Raw genomic sequence first — 22,776 nt, forward strand, 5'->3', positions numbered from 1 at the left:
GATCACACCTCCGGTGGGGGGTCGACGCGGCGGCGTTCGCTCGGTCGTTCGAAGGCCTTGATCATCAGGTGCTCCAGGCGTCGGGTGGTGCGGTAGAACTTCGCGACCGCTTCGTCGCTGCCCACATCGAGCACATGGACGTAGACCACGCAGCGCTGGCGGTCGAGCTCGAGGACCATGGTGCCGGGGATCAGGTTGAGCAGGTCGGCGCACATCACCAACACCAGATCGGACTGGATACCCAGGTGCACGCGCAGCACGCCCGAGACCGGCGGACCGCTGGGCCGCAGCGCGAACCAGGCCACCTGCAGGCTCGATTCGAGCGAGTAGTAGACGCTGACAGCGATCAACTCGAGAAACGAGAGCGGGTGGAAGCGCCCGGCCACCGGGACCAACGGCAGTGGCAGCGCGAAGACCACGATCAGCGCGACCACGACACCGGCGACGGTGTTGGCCGGACTCAGATCCCCCCAGAGCGCGACCCAGACGGCGGTGAGCCAGATCAGGACGCCGAGGCGAAGGGCGTTGTCGCGGTTGACGAGCCGGCTCATCGCAGCTCCGGTCCGAGCACCGAGTCGATGTAGACCGACGGATCGTTCAGGTCCCCGGCGGCACGTTCGGCGATACCGAGGATCGGCCCGGCGAACACGGTGAGCGCGAGCCCGGCGCTGACGAGCCCGACGGTGGCCAGCACCATCAGCACGGGCATCCGGCCGGGATCGGTGCGATCCTCGTACTGCACATCGGTCGAATCCTCCACCAGTGTCGGCAGATTCGCCGCGGTGAGATGACCTTCCGGCGCCTCCTCGCGCGGGCGCCAGAACGCTTTGCTCCAGACCCGCGCCACCGCGTACAGCGTGAGCAGGCTCGTGAGCACCGAGCCCCCGACCAGCACCCAGGCCAGTACGCTGCCGTCGGCGGCGCCGGCTTCCAGGAGCGCGACCTTGCCGATGAATCCCGAAAATGGCGGGATGCCACCCAGATTCAGGGCTGGGAGCAGGAACAGCACACCCAGTAGCGGACTCGCTGTGGCCAGTCCGCCGATGCGTCGCAACGACACCGACCCGGCTTGGCGTTCGATCAGTCCGACAGCGAGGAACAGCGCGGTCTGCACCAGGATGTGGTGGGCCACGTAGAACACCGCGCCGGTGAGCCCGGCGGTGGTGGCCAGGCCGATGCCGAACACCATGTAGCCGATGTGGCTGATCAGGGTGAACGAGAGCAGCCGCCGGATATCGGTCTGGGCGATGGCGCCGAGGACGCCGACGATCATCGTCGCCAGTCCGCACACCAGCAGGATGTCGTCGAAGGCGCCGTCGGGGAACCAGAGCGTGTGGGTGCGGATGATCGCGTACACGCCGACTTTGGTGAGCAGACCCGCGAACACCGCGGTGACCGGAGCGGGCGCGGTGGGATAGGAGTCGGGCAGCCAGCTCGACAGCGGGAACACCGCCGCCTTGATCCCGAACGCGACCAGCAGTACCGCGTAGCAGGCGGTGCGCACGCCGCTGGGCGTCGCTTCCAGGCGCACGGCCAGTTGCGCGAGATTCAGGGTGCCCGTCGCCGCGTAGGTCAGGCCGATGCCGATCAGGAAGATCAGCGACGACACCATCGACACCATCACGTAGGCGATGCCGGTGCGGATCCGTTCCTCGGTGGCGCCCACGGTGAGCAGCACGAACGAGGCGACGAGCAGGACCTCGAAGCCGACGAACAGGTTGAACAGGTCACCGGCCAGGAACGCGGTCGACACGCCCGCGGTCAGGATCAGATAGGTCGGCCGGTAGATCGAGGTCGGCTGGTGTTCGTCACCGTCGGAGATGTTCTGTCCCGCACCGTAGATCGACACCACGAGCAGTACGAAGGCCGAGACCAGCAGCATGGCGGCGCTGAGCCGATCGACCACCAGCGTGATGCCGATCGGGGTCGGCCAGCCGCCCACCTGCACCGCGGTGGTGCCGTCGCGGTCGGCGAGATACAGCAGCAGGGCGCTGATCAGCAGCACCACCGACAGTGCCGTCAGCGTGATCATCGCCTGGAGCCGTGGGCGGCGGCCGAACACCAGCGTCGCCGCGGCGGCGAGCAGCGGAACCAGCACGGGCAGTGCGGCGATGGCGGGCAACAGCTCCGGGGACAGGGTCACTGTTCGGGATCCTCCCGTTCGCGGCGGGCGGCGACCTGGGCGTCCTCGGGGTCGTTGGTCACGTCTTCGGTGGTGGTCAGCATGTAGGCGCGATAGGCCAGCGCGAGCACGAAAGCCGCCAGGCCCATGGTGATCACGATCGCGGTGAGCACCATCGCCTGCGCCAGGGGATCGGCCATGCCGTCGGGGGAGGTGTCGGCGCTGCCGAGAATCGGTGGCTTCCCGTCCTGGCCGCCCATCGTGAGGATCAGCAGGTTCACCGCGTTGCCGAGCAGGATCATCCCGAGCAGCATCTTCGACACCACCCGCTCGAGCAGCAGGTAGACACCGCACGCGGTGAGCACGCCGATGGTGATGAGCAGAACGAGGTCGGCACTCATACGAGTTCCTTGTCCAGGCGGGCGCCGAGGCTGCGCAGGACGTCCAGCACCAGCCCGACGATCACCAGGTAGACGCCGAGGTCGAAGAACATGGCGGTGACCAGTTTGATGTGGCCCAGCAGCGGCAGCGTCACCTCGATGATCGCCGAGGACAGCGGGGGTGCGCCGAGCAGCAGCGACGCGGTCGCGGTGCCCGCCGCGAGGGTGAGTCCGGCGCCGAGTAGGTGCCCGGCGTCGACCGGGAGCGCTTCGCCCAGTTCGTATCGGCCACCCGCCAGATAGCGCAGGGTCAGGGCCAATCCGGCGACCAGGCCACCCGCGAAGCCGCCGCCGGGCGCGTTGTGGCCGGAGAAGAAGAAGTACACCGACAGCACCATGATGGTGGGGAACACCAGGCGAGTGGTGATCTGCAGGACCATCGACCGATCGCGGCGATCGAGGAGGCGGGCGGCGGGCAGCCAGGTCACCGCGTCGGGGTCGTAGTTCGGGGAATCGGCGGCGCGGGGTGCGCTGCCGAAGCGGCGGCTGCGGAAGACCAGTGACGCGACGCCGGTCGCGGCGACGACGAGCACCGAGATCTCGCCGAGGGTGTCCCAGGCGCGGATGTCGACCAGCAAGACGTTGACCGCGTTCTTGCCCCCGCCGATCCGATAGGCCGCATCGGGGATGGCATGCCAGATCGGGTTGCCGTGCCTGGCGGCGATGGCGAACGCGGCGAGTACGGGGACGGTGATGCCGACGCCGAGGGCCAGCAGTGCCCGGCGGAACTTGAACGCCGTGCCCTGGCTTTCGGCGATCTCCGCCGGGAACGCGCGCAGCACGAGCACGAAGACGACCAAAGTCAGTGTCTCGACCAGGAATTGGGTCAGTGCGAGATCGGGGGCGCCGTGCAGCGCGAAGATCACGCCGCAGCCGTAGCCCGTCACCCCGACGACGAGCACGCTGGCCAACCTGTTGCGCAAGACGGTGGCGGCCAGCGCCATCGCGATCATGATCGCGCCGATCGCCGCCTGCAACGGTGAATCCCACAGTCGCAGTTGCACTCCGGTCCGCGTACCGATCGCGAGCATGACCGTCGGCAACACGATGAGCGTGCCGAGGATGGTGGCCTGGCTGGCGGGCAGCGAACCGGACTGCACAGTTCCGGTGATGCGCAACGACAGTCGGTCCATCGCGCGCAGGGCCGCGTCGTAGTTGCGATCGGCGTTGCCGAGGCGCGGGTGCGCGGGTTCGCCGATCCGGCCGCGGATCAGGAACAGGGCGATACCCGCCGCGACGATGACCACCGTCAGCGCGAGCGGTCCGGTGAAGCTGTGCCAGAGGGCGAGATGGGTGTCGAGTACGCCCGGCAGCGACTCGGCGTAGGGGCTCAACCATCGATCGACCGCCTGGGTGTCGAGACCGCCGGCCAGCCCGGCCACCGCGAGCACCGCGGGCGGGCCGAGCAGCAGCGGGCCGGGTGCGTGCCAGGTGACCACGCGCTCGGGATTCGCGGTGACTCCGAAAGCGCCCCAGACGAAGCGGATGCTGTAGGCCACGGTGAACGCCGAACCGACGGTGACCCCGGCCAGCAGGGCGAACCGCACCGGCGGGCTCAGGACCTCGGCCGACCACAGCGCGCCGAGCGCCGACTCCTTGCCGACGAAACCGAGCAGCGGCGGCAGCCCGGCCATGCTGAGTGTCGCGAGTACCGCGATCGCGCACAGCACCGGCGCACGCCGGCCGAGCCCGGACAGTCTGCGCAGATCCCTGGTCCCCGCGCCGTGATCGATGATGCCGACCACCATGAACAGGCATGCCTTGAACAGTGCGTGCGCCACCAGGAGGGCGAGCCCGGCCAGCGCCGCGTCGGGCGTGCCGATGCCCATCATCGTGATCATCAGACCCAGCTGGCTGACGGTGCCGAACGCCAGCACCAGCTTCAGGTCGTGCACCTGGATCGCCCGCCACCCGGCCAGCAGCATCGTGGCGATGCCGAGCGGCAGCAGCATCAGATGCCATGGCGGGGTCTGCGCGAGCGCCGGCGCCAGCCGGGCCACCAGGTAGATCCCGGCTTTCACCATCGCGGCGGCGTGCAGATACGCGCTCACCGGGGTCGGCGCCGCCATCGCGCCGGGCAACCAGAAGTGCAGCGGCACGATCGCCGATTTACTGATCGCCCCGATCAGCACCAAGCCGATCGCGACCGACACCGCGCTCCCGGCCGGGACCGAGGTCGTCGCGAGCAGGTCCGAGAGCAGGAAACTGTCGTAGCGCAGCCCGAGGATGACGATGCCGACCAGCATCGCCAGCCCGCCCGCGCCGGTCACCAGCAGCGCCTGGATCGCGGCCCGTCGACTCACCGAACGCTCGGCGTAGTGGCCGACGAGCAGGAACGACAGCACCGTCGTGATTTCCCAGAACACGTACAGCAGCAGCATGTTATCGCTGGTGACGAGCCCGAACATGGCGCCGGCGAACCCGGTCAGCTCGGCCGCGAACACCCCGAGCCTGGCCTCGTCGCGCTCGAAGTACCGCCCGCAGTACGCCAGGATCAGCGCGCCGACGCCGAGCACCAGCGTGCACATCACCGCAGCGAGGGCATCGAAACGCAGATCGATGTCCATCGAGATCTGCGGCGCCCATTGCACGTGGGTGCGCACAGTGGTTCCCCAGTGCGCGATCACCCAGCCCAGGCTGCCCAGCGGTACCAGGGCGAGCAGGTAGAAAGCGTTGCGGCCGAGCACTCGTACACACAGCGGGGCCAGGAGGGCGGCCAGTGCGTGCACGAGCAGTACGGCTAGCAACTCCCCCTCCGTCGGGTAGGTAGCGGTCGAGTAGCGCGTCCCGATCCTACGGGCGTCGGCGGCGTGGACGGCGGCACCGAGGATGTCGCGTCGGCCATGTCGCGGCGGATACGGCTATGGCTTGACCGTCGGTGCCGGTGTGCCGGACCGGATCCGGTACAGCAACACCAGGGCGGCCGCGGCGCCGATCGTGATGGCCAGCGCGGTGCGGCCCGCCGCGGCTTCGGCCATCGGGTCCGGGCCGGTCTGCCAGTTCCGCAGGCGGGTGGGAATCGACCACAGGATCGACGGCAGGTACAGCGCGCCGAGTCCGAGGACGGCGCTGGGCCCGTAGCTGATCCGGATCGAGCCGAAGGCATATCCGACGACACCGGCCAGCACCACCGCGCCGATCGTCCAGGCGAACAACCACGGCAGGCGTTCGGCGAACGTGGCGAACGTGGCGAGCGCGGCGGCGCCGATCAGGACGGCCCACGGCGTCGCCCAGCGCCTGCCCGTCAGGATGCCCGCCGTCGCCGCGACGAGGATGAGCACGAGGTTCCAGCCGATCCGCTCGGCGTCGAAGAGCGAGTCGCCCGCGGCGGCCAGACTGACCGCGAGCAGCACAGCCGTACCGTCGCGGCCGGGCAGCAGCAGGGCCGAGACGAAGGCGGCGACGATCGTGACCGTGACCGCCAGCGCGATGTACCAGGCGTTCGCACGCTGTCCGTCGAACGCGCGCTGGAGCCGTTCCGTGGCGAGCAGCACCGTCAGCGCCAGTACCGTCACGGACACGATCGGGGCGATCGGCACATCGGCGGTGAGTGGCGGCACGATGGGCGACCTGATGCTGCGCCGGTGCCGGAGGGTGTTCACCGCGAGCAAGACGATGGCGACGATGATCAGAGCCGACGGACTGTGCACACCCCGGTCCGTCGTCGACAACATGTTCGAGGTGACCAGCGTGATCACTTCGCCGTACACGAATACCGTCACCGTGCCGAGCGCGAAACCGAGCGCGGCCCAGCGCAGCTGTAGCGAACACAGGCACAGGGCGCCGAAGATCACGCCACCGACGAGCGAATTCACATAGTTCTGGGTGGTGAGTATCTCGGCCGAGGTCATCGTGTGGCCGACGAAGTAATTGATCCCCAGCCCCACGGCGCAGCAGGTGGCGATGAGCCAGACGAGCCCCGGCCGGTTGGCCGGGCGGATCAGCACGGCCACGACGACGGCGACGATCAGCCCGAGCGCCGCCGCCCTCGGCACGCTGTTGGCCATGCTGGCGACCTGATACGGCGTGTCGATCGCCGTGTTGGTGCGGGAAGTGAACGGCACGAACAGCGCCATCCCCGCGACCGCGGCGCCCGCGAACGCCGTGACCGCATCCACACCATCCCCGACTTTGGGCACAGCTCGACGATACTCGCCGAAAACCCCGTCTAGCTGGGATGTCGCTGTCGGCGCGGTGCGGGCGTGGTCAGGTCCTGCTCTCGGCGTAGCGGCGCAGCGACTCGACCTGAGCGGAATCGAGCGAGGGCCGCACGGTGCTGCGGGCGCGGGCGACGTCCTCGGCGGTGACGTCGGCCGCGGCCATATCGCGGCGAAGGGCCGACAGCGCCGCTTCGCGCAGCAGCGCGGCGCAGTCGGCGGCGGAGTAGCCGTCGAGGTCTTCTGCCAGCGCGGCCAGGTCGACGTCCTCGGCGAGCGGGACCGAGCGCCCCGCCGTGCGCAGGATCTCGAGCCGGGCCGGGCCGTCCGGCGGCGGCACGAAGACGAGGCGGTCGAGCCGGCCCGGCCGCAGCAGTGCGGGATCGATCAATTCGGGCCGGTTGGTCGCGGCGACCACCACCACATCGCGCAGGGGCTCGACCCCGTCGAGTTCGGTGAGCAGTGCGGCGACCACCCGGTCCGACACCCCGGAGTCGCTGCTCTGGCCGCGGCGGGGGGCGAGCGCGTCGACCTCGTCGAGGAAGATCAGCGAGGGCGCCGAGTCGCGGGCCCGCTGGAACAACTCGCGCACCGCGCGTTCGGAGGAGCCGACCCACTTGTCCATCAGCTCAGCGCCTTTCACCGCGTGCACGCTGAGCTGGCCGGTCCCCGCCAGCGCCCGCACCAGGAAGGTCTTGCCGCAGCCGGGTGGCCCGTAGAGCAGGACCCCGCGCGGCGGTTCGATGCCGAGCCGGGCGAAGGAGTCGGGGTGGCGCAGTGGCCACAGCACCGTTTCGGTGAGTGCCTGTTTGGTTTCGATCATGTCGCCGACGTCGTCGAGGTCGAGCGAGCCGATCGCCAATTCCTCTGTGCCCGAACGGGACAACGGCCGGATCACGTCGAGCGCGCCGATCAGGTCGTCCTGGACGAGTTCGGGTTCGGTGTGCTCGCGGCTGGCCCGGCCTGCCGCGCGCACGGCCGCTTCCCGGCACAGCGCGGTCAGGTCGGCCACCACGAAACCCGGGGTGCGCGAGGCGATCACATCGAGGTCCAGTTTTCCCGCCGGCACCTTGCGCAGCAGCTGTTCCAGCAGCGCCCGCCGGATCGCCGCGGTGGGCAGCGGCAACGCCAGTTCGCGATCGCACAGGTCCGGAGCGCGCAGACGCGAATCCACCTGTGTCGGATGGGCGGTGGTGGCCAGCAGGGCGACGCACGGTGCGCGCACCGCGGCCCTCAGCTGGTCGAGAACGAGGGTGGCGACGGGCTCTGCCTCGGCGGGCAGCAGCGCGTCGATATCGGTGATCAGCAGCACGCCGCCCTGCCCGGTGGCGACATCGGCCACCGCCTCGGCGACCTCACGCAGTCGGGTGCCGCTCTCGGCGGCGCCGACGCTCGGGCCGTCGAGCTCGACGATGCGGCGCGGTGCGGCAACAGCTTTGGCGAAGGTGGCCTTGCCGACCCCGGCGGGACCGGTGATGAGGACACCGAGATGCGCCGGTGCGCCGAGCGTCTTGAGCAACTCGGGTTCATCGAGCGCCAAGCTCAGCCATTCGGCCAGTTTGGCCGCCTGACTCTGCACCCCCGCCAGATCCTCGATCTGGATCGGCGCGTTCCCCGAACTCACCTTCACGGCGGCAGATCCCGGCCGTTCCGGCTCCGGGAACCACTGCCGGCCCGGCGTGCTCCCCGAAAGCTGGCGCATGTCGCCGTCACGTTCCACGGTGTGCTGGATCGCGGCCGCACCCGCACCCCAGCCGACGGCCGAATTCGGCTGCACGCTCACCGGTCCCGGGATCGGCTCGATCGCCGTCACAGTGAGCAGTTCGGTGGTCCAGGCGATCCCGAAGGCACGTGAGAGGGCCTGGGTGGCCGCCGAGGAACTGATATCGGGTCCGAGATCACGCGGCAGCAGCGACACCGTGTCGCCCACGGTCACCACCTTGCCCAGCAGCGCCTGCCGCAGGGTGGCCGCGGGGATACTGGCCATCGCGTGCGCCGAGCCGCTCAGCGAGATCTGCCTGGCGCCGAAGACGGTCACCGGGGCGACGGTCACCGCCGCGTTCTCCCGCAATCCCACATTCGACAGCGTCACGTCATCGAGCAGCGCTACCCCCGGCGGACTGTCGGCGGGCGCCTTCGCCACCACCGCCGCGGTCCTGCGCGCGCCGATCAGCGCGATGCCGTCCCATTCGCGCAGGCCGAGCGCGGTGAGCGTCTCGGGATGCAGGCGCACCACCCCGCGACGAGCGTCGGCTGCGGAGGGATTGAGCCGGGCGGTGAGCGAAAGTTCAGCCACCGCCCCATTCTGCCCTTCGCGGCGCGATCAGGAATCGATAGGCCGACCGCAAGGTCAGAAGGCCATTCTGGCGGGCATGACGAACAATCGCCGCCAGTCGGTACGCTGCACCGGACGCGCCGGAGGTGCCGGCGCCGCGATCTACCGGGGAAAGCAGCAGATGAACCGAATCTCCCTCGCCGTTCTGGCCGCCGGGGCTCTGACCCTGACCTTGGTCGGGTGCGGGTCCGACGACTCCGCTGATGCGAGCGGGCTGCGCAAGGGCACGCCGAGCTCCAGCGCGCCTGTCACCACCAAGGCGCCCACGTCGAGCGCGGCGCCGACCTCGGCCGCCGCGGGCGCCGACATCACCTGCACGCAGTTCAAATCGCTCGATCCGGACGGCGAGAAGAAGGCGATCGATCAGATCCTCGCGGCACACCCCGGCGGTCCGTTCGAGGGCAGCCCCAACGTGGCGCTGAGCACGGTGAAGCTGGTCTGCCTCGTCCCGGCCAATGCCGACAAGCCGGTAGCCGACGCCGCCGGGATGAAGCCCTAGTCGTCGCTCAGCTCAGCAGCGATTGCCAGTTCGCGGGGACCCGAGCGGCCGGGCCGGGGACGGACTGATCGGTGGGATGGCTGGTCGGCGCGGCGAGTTCGGGACCATCGCTGTACATCTCGCCGCTGGCGAAGTTGTAGAACCAGTCCTCGCCCGGTTCGTAGCTCTGCATGAACGGGTGCGCGGTGGCCTCGAAATGCTTCGTCGCGTGCTTGCTGGGGGAGCTGTCACAGCAGCCGACATGCCCGCATTCGGCACAGCGGCGCAGATGCACCCACCAGCCGCCGCTCGCGTCGCACTCGCCGCAACCGGCGCCGCTGGGCGGCACGCTCGGATCGATTCCCGCTTCAGCCATCCTGACCTCCTGTAGTGGGTGTGCTGACATCCTCCGCCGCCGGGTGCAACGGCAGGCGCACGATGAAGCGCGTGTTGCCGGGTTCCGATTCCACCCGGATGTCACCGTTGTGCTTGTTCGCCACGATCCGGAACGAGATGTCGAGGCCGAGGCCGGTACCGTCGCCGACCGGTTTGGTGGTGAAGAACGGCTCGAAGATCCGGCCCCGCGCCTCGGGCGGAATGCCCGGCCCGGTGTCCCCGATTTCGATGGCGGCGCAGTCGTTCTCCTGGAAGGTGCGGATCGTCAGGGTGCCCTCGCCGCCCATCGCGTAGACCGCGTTGTCGATCAGGTTGGTCCACACCTGATTGAGTTCGGCGGCGAAGCAGGGGATCGGCGGCAGACCGCGGTCGTAGTCCTTCACCACGCGGATGCCGTCACCGAGTTTGCGGTTGAGCATCACCAGGGTGGAATCGAGCAGTTCGTGCAGGTCGACGACCTGATAGGGCGCGCGATCCATCTGCGAATACTGTTTGGCCGCACCGACGAGAGTGGAGATGCGGGTGGTCGAGTCGAAGATCTCGTTCATCAGCAACTCGGTCTCGATGGTGTAGTTCAGCCAGCGCACGGCGCCCTCGAACACCGGCGCCTGGCAGGCTTCCAGCGTCGCGTGCACGCCCTCCAGCCAGTCGGTGTCCAGGCCCGCCTGCACGAAGGTCGGCGCCAGATTCCAGCCGTCGGCGATGCCGCGCTCCTCGAACCATTCGGCCAGCGCGTCCTCCCGATCGGCCGCTTCCAGGGGGCTGAGATCGGGTGCCTTGGCGACCTGATCGGCGGCCTGCTCCTGCATCTCGACGAGCTTGACCAGCGCGTCGGCCGGGAACTTGCCCTCGGCCATCATCTTCAGCTTGTGCCGCATCCCGGCGACGCGTTCGCGCAGGCCGGAGGTGGCGCGCACCGCGGCGGCGGCGGGATTGTTGAGCTCGTGGGTGAGCCCGGCCGACAGCGATCCCAGGGCGAGCAGCCGTTCCCGTTCGGCGATCCGCTGGCTCGACTTCTGCCCGCCGAAGAACGCGCCCTCGAGCAGGTGCACAGCCATCGGGAACCACTCGTGCATGATCCTGGAGAAGTCGGCCGCGTCCATGACCAGGAACCGGGAGCGGCGCAGCACATACATCGAGCCGTTGTAGTCCTGGTTCGTCCGGTCGCCCAGGTAGGCCATCCAGGCGCCCGCGTACACCCCGCGATGGTCGGTGCGGTTGATCTCGATCTCCATACCGCCGGACAGTTTGGTCAGCCGGACCTCGCCGTCGATCAGCACGTAGAAGCAGGTGGCGGGTTCGCCCTCGCGGAACACCGGGCCCGGGTCGACGCACTCGATGCGCCCGATGGCGCACAGTTCGGCGAGCTGGGAGTCGTCGAGCTTCTCGAACAGGAACAGGGTGCGCAGTTCTTCCGGATCGCAGATCATATGGTCCTCACTCATGCTGTCTCGATGGGCATGATCGGGCGGCCTGCGTGGTTACGCTCCGCTACCGCCTCCGGCCGCTGACCTCTCATGCCAGGTACCGGTGGACGAGCATGACCGCCATCGCGCCCTCGCCGACCGCCGAGGCGACCCGCTTGGCGGATTCAGCGTGCACATCGCCCGCCACGAACACGCCGGGGACGCTGGTCTCGAGGTGTTGCGGTGGGCGCGGCAGTTCCCAGCCGGGTGGTCGCGCGCCGTCGACCATCAGGTCGGGCCCGGCCAGCACGTATCCGGCGGCGTCACGGGTGACGACGCCGTCGAGCCAGCCGGTCTGTGGCGCGGCGCCGATGAACAGGAACAGCCGTTGCGCGTCGACCTTGTCTTCGATGCCGGTGCTGTTGTCGCGCAGCATGATTCGTTCCAGATGTGTATCACCGTCGACGCCGACCACCTCGGTCTCGGTGTGCACGACGATGTTCGGGATGTCCGCGATCTGCTGGACGAGATAGTGCGACATCGACCGGTCGAGCGAGTCGCCCCGGACAACGAGGTGCACCCGACGGGCGTTGCGGGACAGGAACACCGCGGCCTGCCCGGCCGAATTGGCCCCGCCGACGATGTAGACCTCCTGATCGGCGCACTCGGACGCCTCGGTCATCGCTGATCCGTAATACACACCGCGCCCGGTGAATTCGTCCACACCCGCCGCCGGATGGCGTCGATAGTCCACGCCCGTCGCGATCAGCACCGTGTGCGCGCACAGCTTTCCGCCATCGGCGAACCGCACCGTGCGTGCCGAACCGTTGACCTCGAGCGCGACCACATCGCGCGTGGTGATGATCTCCGCGCCGAACTTCGCCGCCTGCCGCCGCGCCCGATCCGCCAGCTGTGAGCCCGACACCCCGTCGGGAAATCCGAGGTAGTTCTCGATCCGCGAGCTCTGCCCCGCCTGTCCGCCGGTGGCCGTGCGCTCGACCAGCACCGTGCGCAATCCCTCCGACGCACCGTAGACCGCCGCGCCGAGCCCGGCGGGTCCGCCGCCGACCACGATCAGATCGTAGAAGTCACCGCTGGGTTCGACGGTGAGCCCGACGTTTTCGGCGAGCTCGCTGTCGGTCGGCTGGATCAGCGCGGTGCCCGCGGCCGTGATCACCACCGGACAGGTCAGCGGATCGGCGCCCGCCGCCTCCAGCAGCCGGGTGCCCTCCGGCTCGTCGACCGGGTACCACCGATACGGCAACTGATTGCGCGCCAAGAACTCTCGCACCTGCGAGGACCGCGGCGACCATCGATCGCCGACGACCTTGGTCTCGTACACGGGTCGCTGCTCGGCGCTGCGCCACACATCGAGCAGCCCGTCGATCACCGGGTACAGCTTCTCCTCCGGCGGATCCCACGGCTTGAGCAGATAGTGGTCGAGATCGATGACGTTGATCGCGTCGATCGCGGCGTCGGTGTCGGCGTAGGCGGTGAGCAGCACCCGGCGGGCGTAGGGGTGCAGGTCCATCGCCTGCTCGAGGAATTCGATCCCGTCCATGCCGGGCATCCGGTAATCGGCGATCAGCACCGCCACGGGCTGCCCGCGCAGTTTCATCTCCCGCAGCGCCTCGAGTGCCTGCGGTCCCGATTCGGCCCGCAGAATCCGGTAGTCGGCGCCGTAGCGGCGGCGCAGGTCCCGCACCACGGCGCGTGATACGCCGGGATCGTCGTCAACGCTCAGAATGGCCGGTTTGGTTACCGAGGGAGTGCTCACCCGATCGAGTATCCCCCTGCTGTGAGGTAGCCGTCAGAGCTGGTGGTGCAGGACCAGGTCGAGCTCAGTGGGAGTGAGGAGGCGTTCGAGGCGTTCCTCGCGTTTGAGGCGGGTGCCGCGGGGCACGAACGCGCTGGGGAGCGCGAAGGCGTCGTCCGGTCCGATGCTCGGCAGGAGCGGGACCTCGTTGATGTGCCTGCGTGGCAGGAGTGAGCGCAGTTTCACGGCCGATCACCTCGGGTTGACGACGGGAACGCTGGAGGCTGAGCTTCGTCGATCAGCAAACGTCGGTAGCGAAAAGTTTGCCAGCATGTCCGAGTTGGTGCAAGCGGGACAAGGTGGACACGGCGAGCCAACCGGTCGGTGGCCTGCTTCGGCGCAGGCCACCCCGGTTTTGCGGGAATTCGCTGATCAGCTATTTCCAGGCGGGCATGGTGACAACCTGTGCCGCATAGGACAGCCCGGCGCCGAAGGCGATCAGCAGCGCGGTGTCGCCCGGCTTCGATTCGCCCTTGCGCAGCAGCGCCTCCATCGCGAGGGGGACCGATGCTGCCGAGGTGTTGCCAGAATCCTCGATGTCGTTGGCGAGCGCGCAGTGCTCCGGTAGCTCGAGCACCCTGGCCATGATCTCGATGATCCGGCCGTTGGCCTGGTGCGGGATCATCGCGTCGAGGTCGCCGGTGGTCAGGCCCGCGCGGTCGATCGCGTCGCGGCACACCTTCTCCAGCGAGTGCGCGGCCCAGCGGAACACCGCGGTGCCCTCCATCGTGAGGTAGGGGCGCACCGCGTCGGTGCCCTTCTCCTCGATCTCGTCGAAGAACTCCACCCAGTCCTTGGTCTGGCCGATGGCATGGTGCTGGGTGCCGTCCGAACCCCACACCGTCGGGCCGATGCCCTGTTCGGCGGACGGGCCGACAATGACCGCGCCCGCGCCGTCGGCGAACAGGAAGGCCGTCGCGCGGTCGGTGAAGTCGATGGTCACGCTGAGTTTTTCGACGCCGATCACCAGCACGTGTTTCGAGGTCCCCGTGCGGACGAAGTCGGATGCCATGCCCAGTGCGTGACAGAACCCCGCGCAGCCCGCCGAGATGTCGAAGGCGGCCGAGCCGGTCATGCCGAGCTCGGTGGCGATGCGCGGGCCGATTGCCGGGGTGAGCACCAGATGCGTCGACGTCGCCACGATGACGCAGTCGATCTGGTCGACCTGCACCCCGGCGGCGGCGATCGCGTCGCGCGCGGCGGCGACACTCATGGACTGGATGGTTTCCTCGTCCGAGGCGAAGCGCCTGGTGTTGATCCCGGACCGGGTGCGGATCCACTCGTCGCTCGAGTCGATCGGCCCCGCTACCTCGTCGTTGGTGACCACCCGAGCCGGGCGGTAGACGCCCAATCCGAGGATCGCGGTGTGCTCAGTACCCGTCGTTTGGGCGATTCGAGCCATTGTGCGTCTCCTATGTACCTGTCAACCTGCGGCAGCACCGCTGGGTGTACCCGAAGCATCGAAATCTGTCCCTCATCGCCCGTGACCCGTACGTGGACACCATGTGAACGCTCAGACATGAGGCTTCCTCATATTAGCGCCTCATGATCAGAGTGTCGATTGTCACAGGGAGCCGGGGGTATCTTGGTGACAAGGCGATTGCTCGCCGACCCTTCGAGGGATCGAGGACAGCATGCTCGGACTCGGCATCATCAGTTGGATCATCATCGGCGGTCTGGCCGGTTGGATCGCGAGCAAGTTCATGAAGACCGACGCACAGCAGGGCATCCTGCTCAATATCGTCGTCGGGATCATCGGCGGGCTACTCGGCGGCTTCGTGCTGAGTCTGTTCGGCGTCGATGTCGAAGGCGCGGGCTGGATTTTCAGCTTCATCACCTGTCTGGTGGGCGCCTGCGTGTTGTTGTACCTGGTGAAGCTGTTCACCGGGCGTAAATCGGTCCACTGACCACAGGTGCTTGCCCCGGGCTTCCCGTAAGGTGTGATCGCTTGTAGTCATCACACGAAAGAGGGAGCCCGTGGCACGCCGCCCCACCCCGCCCGGCACGCCCGATACCACCGGCGTCGGACATGTCGTCGACTTGGTGCGGGCCGCTGTACCCCCACTACATCCCGCCGGACTGCCGTTCGTGGCGGTGCCGTTGGCGGTGGCGGTGATCGGCGGACGCAACAAATGGGTGCGTCGAGCCGGTCTGGCCTCCGCCGCCGCCTGCGCCGCCTTCTTCCGGCACCCGCATCGCGTGCCGCCGAACCGGGCGGGCATCGTGGTCGCGCCCGCCGATGGTGAAGTGGCGCTGGTCGACACCGCGGTGCCGCCCGTCGAGCTCGGACTCGGTGACAAGCCGTTGCCGCGCGTCAGCATCTTCCTGTCGGTGCTCGATGTGCACGTGCAGCGCGTTCCGGTGTCCGGAACCGTGCGCGAGGTGCTGCATCAGCCGGGCAAGTTCCTCTCGGCCGATCTGCCGGAGGCCTCCGACGCCAACGAGCGCAACAGCATGGTCATCGACACCGCCGACGGCAAGCAGGTCGTCGTGGTGCAGATCGCCGGACTGCTGGCGCGGCGCATCGTCTGCGATGCCCGCGTCGGTGACCTGCTCACCATCGGCGACACCTACGGCCTGATCCGGTTCGGGTCTCGCGTCGACACGTACTTCCCGGTCGGCACCGAACTGCTGGTGGCCCCCGGGCAGCGCACGATCGGGGCCGAAACAGTCCTGGCTGTGCTGGGATGATCGAACAGGCTCGCACAGCACCTCGCAAACGGCCCCGCTCGGTGCGATTGCTGCCGAGCGTCGTCACCATTCTCGCGCTGTGCGCCGGCCTGTCGGCGGTGAAGTTCGGGCTCGACGGTGAACTCGGGATCGCGCTGGCGATGGTCGGTGCCGCCGCCGTGCTCGACACGCTCGACGGGCGGCTCGCGCGCATGCTCGACGCCACCAGCAAGATGGGCGCCGAACTCGATTCGCTCTCGGACGCGATCTCGTTCGGCGTCGCGCCCGCGCTGGTCATCTACGTGACCCTGCTCGACGGCAACAGCGCGGGCTGGATCGTCGCGCTGCTGTTCGCGGTGAGCCTGGTCTTGCGTCTGGCCCGCTTCAACACCCTGCTCGACGACGACTCCCGCCCCAACTGGGCGCGTGAGTACTTTGTCGGTGTTCCCGCGCCCGCGGGCGCGTTGATCGCGCTGGTGCCGATCGCGTTGAAGGTGCAGTTCGGCGACGGCTGGTGGGACAGTTTCGCGTTCGTCGCCGCCTGGACGGTCTTCGCCGCGCTGCTGTGTGTGAGCACCATCCCGACCCTGGCGATGAAGTCGGTGTCGGTCGCTCCGCAGGCCGCGGCCGGGCTGCTGGTGCTCACCGCGCTGGCCGCCGCGCTGCTGGTCACCTACCCGATCGTGTTGCTGCTGATCTTGGTCGCGCTCTACCTCGCGCACATCCCGTTCGCCTGGCGGTCCGCCCGCTGGGTGGCCGCGCGGCCGGAAACCTGGCAGCACAAGCCTGCTGAGCGGCGTGCGCAGCGGCGTGCGCAGCGACGGATGCCCGCGATTCGCCGTCCGGTGATCCGTGGATCGGCGCGCCTGCGTCTGCGTCGCCCGCGCAACGACGAGTAGTACACAGCCGAGGGCGAGATGCCGCCCACACCGTGATGACCTGCGGCGAGTACCGCTGTACCGTTGCGGAACTGGGCAGTCTGGCAAAGGGGCACAGGTGGAATCCGACGGCGTCGCCGAGTTCATGGAGCATCGGCCGCGGCTGTTTTCACTCGCGTACCGGATGTTCGGTGCGGCGAGTGAGGCCGAGGACGTCGTGCAGGAGGTCTATCTGCGGTGGGCGCTGGCCGACCACGCCGAGATCGCCAGTACCGAAGCGTGGCTGACGACCGTCACCGTGAATCTGTGTCGTACCCAGCTCGTTTCGGCTCGCGCCCGGCGCGAGACCTATGTCGGGCAGTGGCTGCCGGAGCCGGTACCGACCGGCGGCGGCGCGCTCGGTCCGCTGGGCACCGTCGAGGAACGCGAATCGGTGTCGCTGGCGGTGCTCACCGCGATGGAACGGCTCAGCCCGATCGAACGCGCCGTGTTCGTGCTGCGCGAGGCCTTCGGCTACTCCCACGGCGAGATCGCCGAGATGCTCGATCTCACCGTGGCCAACACCCAGCAGATCTTCCATCGGGCCGGTCAGCGGGTGCGTACCGGTAAACAGCGCTTCGTGGTGTCGGCCGAGCACGCGCGCACGATGATCGAGAAGTTCTTGCAGGCGGCCTCGACCGGCGATGTGGACGGTCTGCGCGAACTGCTCGCCGACGACGTGGTGTCGGTCGCCGATGGCGGCGGCCGGGTGGTCGCGGCCAAGATCCCGGTGGTCGGTGGCGACGTGGTCGCCCGCTACCTGTCCAACCTGCGGCGCTTCCTCAGCCCCACGTCGCGGTTCGAATTCACCGAGATCAACGGCGATGTGGGTCTGATCCTGATCCAGGACGAGATTCCGGCCGGTGTACTCGTGTTCGACTTCGACGAAGCGGGCTCGATCGCGGCGGTTCGCACGGTCGTGAACCCGATCAAATTAGGCGCCGTCACTGTGTGATGCAGGTCACTTCGAGAGCCTGTCAGGAACTCGCGGGCTGATCAGTCTGGTGTGTGTAGGCATTTCGAGAGAAGGAGCCACACCATGACCGGTCAGCATCGGATCGTCGTCCTCGGCGCCGGGTACGCGGGACTCACCGCGGCCCGCGCCCTCGCGAAGAAGACTCGCGACACCCAGATCACCGTCGTGGACGGCCGCGCCGAATTCGTGCAGCGGGTGCGTCTGCACCAGGCCGCCGCCGGCCAGCCGGTCAAGCGGCTCGACCTGCGGAAGTCGCTGGGACGCAAGGGCATCGACTTCCTCCAGGCACGGGTCACCGACCTGGACCCGGACCGCAAGATCGTCGCCCTCGACGGTGAGTGGACGCTGCACTACGACACCCTCGTCTACGCGCTCGGCAGCCAGGCCGACCGCGACGCCGTGCCCGGTGCGGCCGAGCACGCGAAGTTCGTCGCCACCGCCGAGGACCTGACGGAACTGTCGGGTCAGATCGTCATCGTCGGCTCGGGCCCGACCGGCATCGAACTGGCCACCGAACTCGCTGAGTCGCAGCCGGATTCGCGGATCAGCCTGCTCGGTACCGAGGATCCGGGTGCTTGGCTCTCGCCGCGCGCACACGAGGCGATCCGTGCCGCGCTCACCCGTCTCGGCGTCGAGATCCGTTCCGGTGTCAAGGTTGTCGAGGTGCTGTCCGATGCCGTGCGGCTGGCCGACGGCACCCTGGTGCCCGCCGCCACCACCGTCTGGACCACCGGGTTCACCGTTCCCGACCTGGCTCGGCGCGCGGGTCTCGAGGTCGCGGCCGACGGTCGCATCCGCACCGACAACACGCTGCGCTCGGTGTCGCACCCCGACATCTACGCCGTCGGCGACGCCGCGCTGATGACGGGGGTCGACGGGCGTCCGCTGCGGATGGCCTGTGCGACAGCGATTCCCGCCGGGCAGTACGTGGTCGGGGCGATCACGGCGCGGGCGCGTGGTCGTGAACCGGAGCCGATGGAGGGCCGCTACGTCGCGCAGTGCATCAGCCTCGGTCGCCGTGACGCGGTGTTGCAGCTCGTCAAGGCCGACGACACCCCCACGAACACGGTGTTCACCGGTCGCATCGGTGTGGTGATGAAGGAACTGATCGTGCGCGGAACCGCTTTCACCGTGGGGTTGCGGTAAGTCCGATCGCGTGGCGCTCGGCCCGTCCTCTGAGGAGACGGGCCGGCGTCCATGCCCATGGCACGAGGGCGATCAGGCCGAGCACGGCCAGCCATGGCAGCCGCCACCACCAGCGCAGGTCGTATTCGACCATCGCCGGCGCCGCCGTCAGCGGTCGCGCTGTCGACGACCACACCACGAACGCGTCCCCGATCGGCAGTAGTCCGAACGCATAGCGTTTGGACCAGGGCAGATCGACCGGCAACCCGATCAGCTCGCCCTCCGATCCGATCGCGGCGGCTAACGCGCTGTCGCCGTTCATCCTGGCCGCTCCGACGGCGACGACGGTGGCGGACAGGCTGATCCCGGCGACCAACGGCCCCGAGTCGACATCACCGCTGCCGTCGAATCCCTTCGGGTATTCGCGAACGGCAGGGCCGAAACCGCCGGGGTGAGCGACGAACCGGTCGCGATAGCGCGCGTACTGGCTGCGCGCGAACGCCGGGTCGATCTCCGGCAGGAAACGATGTATCGCTGTCTGTGAGGTTGCCCGGGCGCCGGTCAGCATCGATCCGTCGGCCGGTGAAACCTGATGCGGCAGTAGACCGGTCGCGGGGTCGAGCCGGGTCTCGGCCTGCGCGAGCCAGCGATCTATCACCCCCGTGTACCGCGCCCCGAACAGCTTGTCGTGCAGGCGAAGTGAAGCGATCGCGACCGTCGAATCGACCGGCCACGCCTGCCCTCGATAGGCCTGGAGAAACGGCGTGTCCGTCGCCGCGAACGCCTGGGCGATCTCGGCGCTGCGGGTGGAGAACTGCTGCACCGCAGCGGTATCGGAGTGATCGAGCGACAGGATCGCGCCCCGCAACCAGTTGGTCCACCCGGCCCAGAACACCCCGTACGCGGGCTGCAACCCGGGGCTGAAAACCGCACGACCCTCGTCGGACTCCACTCGTGCCAGCGCCCAGCGCGATTCACGTAGCGCGTCATCGCGCAGTCCTGAATCGGTGTGCGCGGCCTGCACCCAGGCGAGGCCGTAGAGCACGTTCGAGAAGACATATCCCTCTGGAAACAGTTGCTGCGCAGCGGTATCCGATCCTTCGTCGAGCGCGTCACGCACGAAGGCCAACTGGCGCGCGGTCGACCCCGGCTGTTCGTCCAGGCCCGGCTGCGGCCACAACAGCCGCCCGGCCCCGATCAGGCATGTCACCGTCACGACGATCCCCACCACGCGCGGCGCCCAGCGCCGAATTCTCCCCATGGCGACACTCTGCCAGGAATTTGCCGTCAACCAATCGTTGACGACCTGGCATCGTCAACCTATGGTTGACGCATGAGCACTCCGAACTTTCGCCTCGACGACCTCATCGACGGCATCAAGAAGGCCCGCCCCGACAACGTCCTCGACCAACTCTCCGACGCGGTGGTCGCCGCCAATCACCTCGGCGAGACCGCCGACCACCTGATCGGCCACTTCGTCGACCAGGCTCGCCGCTCCGGCGCCTCCTGGACCGATATCGGCGCCAGCATGGGCGTGAGCAAGCAGGCCGTCCAGAAACGATTCGTGCCCAAGGGGCCGAGCGACACGGCTGCCATGGACCCGCAGGCCGGCTTCGCCAAGTTCACCGACCGGGCCCGGCAGGTGGTCGTCGGCTCGCAGGAGGCGGCCCGCGCCTCGGGAAGCAGCCAGATCGCGCTCGGGCATCTGATCCTCGGCCTGATCGGCCAGTCGGAAGGTCTGGCCGCCAAGGAGATCGTCGCCAGGGGCGTCGGGCTGGACGCGGTGCGCGACGCGGCGACCGCCTCGCTGCCCGCCGCCGACGGTGACGTGCCCGCGCTCATCCCGTTCGACGGTGACACGAAGAAGGTCCTCGAGCTCACCTTTCGCGAGGCGCTGCGCCTCGGCCACAACTACATCGGCACCGAGCACATCCTGTTGGCTCTGCTGGAACAGGAGAACGGCGCGGGCGTACTCAGCGGTCTGGGCCTTGACAAGGCCGTCGTCGAGGCCGAGCTCGTCGAGCTGCTGAATCAGTTTCTGGCTTCGGTGCAGGACGAGGGCTGAGAACGCGGGGGCGCGCCCGGTGTGTCCTCCGCGTCGGGCGCGACCTTGCACTCTCGTCACCCGAGTGCTAAAAATGGCTTTGGCACTCGTGACTGTTGAGTGCCAGGTCGGGGTGGTGAGATCGGGTTCCATCGACACCCTCGGTCGTCCGTCGCGGGCACCGCACCTGGCCAGCGTAACTTTGGGGCGATCCAACCTGTGGTCGTCTCGTGTGTCAGCCATAGACATGTGGAGGATCTCAACGCAATGGCCAAGACAATTGCGTACGACGAAGAGGCCCGTCGCGGTCTCGAGCGGGGTCTCAATGCCCTCGCCGACGCTGTCAAGGTGACGCTGGGCCCGAAGGGTCGCAACGTCGTGCTCGAGAAGAAGTGGGGCGCCCCCACGATCACCAACGATGGTGTTTCCATCGCCAAGGAGATCGACCTCGAGGACCCGTACGAGAAGATCGGCGCCGAGCTGGTCAAGGAAGTCGCCAAGAAGACGGACGACGTCGCCGGCGACGGTACGACCACCGCTACCGTGCTCGCCCAGGCGCTCGTGCGTGAAGGTCTGCGCAACGTCGCGGCCGGCGCGAACCCGCTCGGCCTGAAGCGTGGCATCGAGAAGGCCGTCGAGGCCGTCACCGCCAAGCTGCTCGACACCGCCAAGGAGATCGACACCAAGGAGCAGATCGCTGCTACCGCTGGTATCTCCGCGGGCGACCCGGCCATCGGCCAGCTCATCGCCGAGGCGATGGACAAGGTCGGCAAGGAAGGTGTCATCACCGTCGAGGAGAGCAACACCTTCGGGCTCCAGCTGGAGCTCACCGAGGGCATGCGCTTCGACAAGGGCTACATCTCCGGTTACTTCGTGACCGACCCCGAGCGTCAGGAAGCGGTCCTCGAGGATCCGTACATCCTGCTGGTGTCGTCGAAGATCTCGACCGTGAAGGACCTGCTGCCGCTGCTGGAGAAGGTCATCCAGGCCGGCAAGCCGCTGCTGATCATCGCCGAGGACGTCGAGGGCGAAGCCCTGTCGACCCTGGTCGTGAACAAGATCCGTGGCACCTTCAAGTCCGTCGCCGTCAAGGCGCCCGGCTTCGGTGACCGTCGCAAGGCCCAGCTGGCCGATATCGCCATCCTCACCGGTGGCGAGGTCATCAGCGAAGAGGTCGGCCTCTCCCTGGAGACCGCCGGCATCGAGCTGCTCGGCACCGCGCGCAAGGTCGTCATCACCAAGGACGAGACCACCATCGTCGAGGGTGCGGGCGACGCGGAGGCCATCAAGGGCCGCGTGGCGCAGATCCGCGCCGAGATCGAGTCCTCGGATTCGGACTACGACCGTGAGAAGCTGCAGGAACGTCTGGCCAAGCTGGCCGGCGGCGTCGCGGTGATCAAGGCCGGTGCCGCTACCGAGGTCGAGCTCAAGGAGCGCAAGCACCGCATCGAAGATGCCGTGCGCAACGCAAAGGCTGCCGTCGAAGAGGGCATCGTTGCCGGTGGTGGCGTCGCGCTGCTGCAGGCCGCCCCCGCGCTCGACGGCTTCAGCGGTCTGACCGCTGACGAGGCGACCGGTGTCAACATCGTGCGCGTCGCGCTGTCGGCTCCGCTCAAGCAGATCGCCTTCAACGCGGGCCTCGAGCCCGGCGTCGTGGCCGAGAAGGTCTCCAACCTCCCCGAGGGCGAAGGCCTGAACGCCGACACCGGTGTCTACGAGAACCTGCTGGCCGCCGGCGTTGCCGACCCGGTCAAGGTCACCCGCTCGGCCCTGCAGAACGCGGCCTCCATCGCCGCGCTCTTCCTCACCACCGAGGCTGTAGTCGCCGACAAGCCGGAGAAGTCCGCCCCCGCGGGCGACCCCACCGGCGGCATGGGCGGCATGGACTTCTGAT

At 68.4% G+C, this 22,776-nt stretch carries 20 protein-coding genes; 8 read left to right on the forward strand and 12 right to left on the reverse strand.

Annotated features, from left to right (window positions below; all coding sequences use genetic code 11):
- Positions 1 to 2: 2 nt before the first annotated feature.
- The 6 genes from ACFVJ5_RS22930 to ACFVJ5_RS22955 all read right to left on the reverse strand — a co-directional run bounded on the left by ACFVJ5_RS22930 (position 3) and on the right by ACFVJ5_RS22955 (position 9,015).
- Positions 3 to 551: a Na+/H+ antiporter subunit E gene (locus tag ACFVJ5_RS22930; RefSeq protein ID WP_379222914.1), complete on the reverse strand. Its 549-nt coding sequence runs from the start codon at positions 549 to 551 to the stop codon at positions 3 to 5.
- Complete coding sequence (locus ACFVJ5_RS22935) at positions 548 to 2,143, reverse strand: Na+/H+ antiporter subunit D (RefSeq protein WP_379222916.1); 1,596 nt, start codon at positions 2,141 to 2,143, stop codon at positions 548 to 550. Before ACFVJ5_RS22935 ends, ACFVJ5_RS22930 begins: the two co-directional genes overlap by 4 nt.
- The gene (locus tag ACFVJ5_RS22940) at positions 2,140 to 2,523 is read right to left on the reverse strand and encodes a Na(+)/H(+) antiporter subunit C (RefSeq protein ID WP_379222918.1); all 384 of its coding nucleotides are present in this window, start codon (positions 2,521 to 2,523) and stop codon (positions 2,140 to 2,142) included. The genes ACFVJ5_RS22935 and ACFVJ5_RS22940 overlap by 4 nt, the downstream gene beginning before the upstream one ends.
- Complete coding sequence (locus tag ACFVJ5_RS22945) at positions 2,520 to 5,309, reverse strand: Na+/H+ antiporter subunit A (protein ID WP_379222920.1); 2,790 nt, start codon at positions 5,307 to 5,309, stop codon at positions 2,520 to 2,522. The genes ACFVJ5_RS22940 and ACFVJ5_RS22945 overlap by 4 nt, the downstream gene beginning before the upstream one ends.
- 114 nt (positions 5,310 to 5,423) lie before the next feature.
- Positions 5,424 to 6,701, reverse strand: a complete 1,278-nt coding sequence (locus ACFVJ5_RS22950) for a hypothetical protein (protein ID WP_379222922.1) — start codon at positions 6,699 to 6,701, stop codon at positions 5,424 to 5,426.
- Positions 6,702 to 6,768: 67 nt separating this feature from the next.
- Positions 6,769 to 9,015: an AAA family ATPase gene (locus tag ACFVJ5_RS22955; protein ID WP_379222924.1), complete on the reverse strand. Its 2,247-nt coding sequence runs from the start codon at positions 9,013 to 9,015 to the stop codon at positions 6,769 to 6,771.
- Between the two features lie 76 nt (positions 9,016 to 9,091).
- Here ACFVJ5_RS22955 and ACFVJ5_RS22960 point away from each other — a divergent pair, with 76 nt between their 5' ends.
- Entirely contained in the window at positions 9,092 to 9,553 is a 462-nt protein-coding gene (locus tag ACFVJ5_RS22960; protein ID WP_379222925.1) for a hypothetical protein, read from the forward strand.
- Positions 9,554 to 9,560: 7 nt separating this feature from the next.
- On the opposite strand, the gene ACFVJ5_RS22965 is transcribed toward ACFVJ5_RS22960, so the two are convergent.
- The 5 genes from ACFVJ5_RS22965 to ACFVJ5_RS22985 all read right to left on the reverse strand — a co-directional run bounded on the left by ACFVJ5_RS22965 (position 9,561) and on the right by ACFVJ5_RS22985 (position 14,552).
- Complete coding sequence (locus ACFVJ5_RS22965; RefSeq protein ID WP_379222927.1) at positions 9,561 to 9,908, reverse strand: UBP-type zinc finger domain-containing protein; 348 nt, start codon at positions 9,906 to 9,908, stop codon at positions 9,561 to 9,563.
- Positions 9,901 to 11,373 carry an ATP-binding protein gene (locus ACFVJ5_RS22970; RefSeq protein ID WP_379222929.1) on the reverse strand — a complete coding sequence of 491 codons (1,473 nt, stop codon included), beginning with the start codon at positions 11,371 to 11,373 and terminating at the stop codon, positions 9,901 to 9,903. Before ACFVJ5_RS22970 ends, ACFVJ5_RS22965 begins: the two co-directional genes overlap by 8 nt.
- Before the next feature lie 70 nt (positions 11,374 to 11,443).
- Positions 11,444 to 13,111, reverse strand: coding sequence for an FAD-dependent oxidoreductase (locus tag ACFVJ5_RS22975; RefSeq protein WP_379222931.1), 1,668 nt, complete (start codon positions 13,109 to 13,111; stop codon positions 11,444 to 11,446).
- Positions 13,112 to 13,144: 33 nt separating this feature from the next.
- Positions 13,145 to 13,336, reverse strand: coding sequence for a hypothetical protein (locus ACFVJ5_RS22980; RefSeq protein ID WP_378633833.1), 192 nt, complete (start codon positions 13,334 to 13,336; stop codon positions 13,145 to 13,147).
- A 190-nt stretch (positions 13,337 to 13,526) separates the two neighbouring features.
- Positions 13,527 to 14,552: a beta-ketoacyl-ACP synthase III gene (locus tag ACFVJ5_RS22985; RefSeq protein WP_378633836.1), complete on the reverse strand. Its 1,026-nt coding sequence runs from the start codon at positions 14,550 to 14,552 to the stop codon at positions 13,527 to 13,529.
- Positions 14,553 to 14,784: 232 nt separating this feature from the next.
- Here ACFVJ5_RS22985 and ACFVJ5_RS22990 point away from each other — a divergent pair, with 232 nt between their 5' ends.
- From ACFVJ5_RS22990 to ACFVJ5_RS23010, 5 genes are all read left to right on the forward strand, one after another.
- Positions 14,785 to 15,057, forward strand: a complete 273-nt coding sequence (locus ACFVJ5_RS22990; protein ID WP_101465422.1) for a GlsB/YeaQ/YmgE family stress response membrane protein — start codon at positions 14,785 to 14,787, stop codon at positions 15,055 to 15,057.
- A 70-nt stretch (positions 15,058 to 15,127) separates the two neighbouring features.
- Positions 15,128 to 15,841 carry a phosphatidylserine decarboxylase gene (locus ACFVJ5_RS22995; protein WP_379222934.1) on the forward strand — a complete coding sequence of 238 codons (714 nt, stop codon included), beginning with the start codon at positions 15,128 to 15,130 and terminating at the stop codon, positions 15,839 to 15,841.
- Entirely contained in the window at positions 15,838 to 16,719 is an 882-nt protein-coding gene (locus ACFVJ5_RS23000) for a CDP-alcohol phosphatidyltransferase family protein (protein WP_379222936.1), read from the forward strand. The genes ACFVJ5_RS22995 and ACFVJ5_RS23000 overlap by 4 nt, the downstream gene beginning before the upstream one ends.
- Before the next feature lie 97 nt (positions 16,720 to 16,816).
- Positions 16,817 to 17,692 (forward strand): RNA polymerase sigma-70 factor, encoded by an 876-nt coding sequence (locus tag ACFVJ5_RS23005; RefSeq protein WP_379222938.1) that lies wholly within the window; start codon positions 16,817 to 16,819, stop codon positions 17,690 to 17,692.
- Between the two features lie 84 nt (positions 17,693 to 17,776).
- Complete coding sequence (locus ACFVJ5_RS23010; RefSeq protein ID WP_379222940.1) at positions 17,777 to 18,859, forward strand: NAD(P)/FAD-dependent oxidoreductase; 1,083 nt, start codon at positions 17,777 to 17,779, stop codon at positions 18,857 to 18,859.
- On the opposite strand, the gene ACFVJ5_RS23015 is transcribed toward ACFVJ5_RS23010, so the two are convergent.
- Positions 18,840 to 20,099: a hypothetical protein gene (locus ACFVJ5_RS23015; protein ID WP_379222941.1), complete on the reverse strand. Its 1,260-nt coding sequence runs from the start codon at positions 20,097 to 20,099 to the stop codon at positions 18,840 to 18,842. The two genes, ACFVJ5_RS23010 and ACFVJ5_RS23015, sit on opposite strands and share 20 nt — an antisense overlap.
- A gap of 72 nt (positions 20,100 to 20,171) precedes the next feature.
- Here ACFVJ5_RS23015 and ACFVJ5_RS23020 point away from each other — a divergent pair, with 72 nt between their 5' ends.
- Both ACFVJ5_RS23020 and groL read left to right on the forward strand, forming a co-directional pair.
- Positions 20,172 to 20,903: a Clp protease N-terminal domain-containing protein gene (locus tag ACFVJ5_RS23020; protein ID WP_379222943.1), complete on the forward strand. Its 732-nt coding sequence runs from the start codon at positions 20,172 to 20,174 to the stop codon at positions 20,901 to 20,903.
- Positions 20,904 to 21,149: 246 nt separating this feature from the next.
- Positions 21,150 to 22,775 (forward strand): chaperonin GroEL, encoded by a 1,626-nt coding sequence (gene groL / locus ACFVJ5_RS23025; RefSeq protein WP_266294031.1) that lies wholly within the window; start codon positions 21,150 to 21,152, stop codon positions 22,773 to 22,775.
- Position 22,776 lies beyond the last annotated feature (1 nt).

Source organism: Nocardia sp. NPDC127606 (assembly GCF_042671725.1).
GTDB lineage: Bacteria > Actinomycetota > Actinomycetes > Mycobacteriales > Mycobacteriaceae > Nocardia.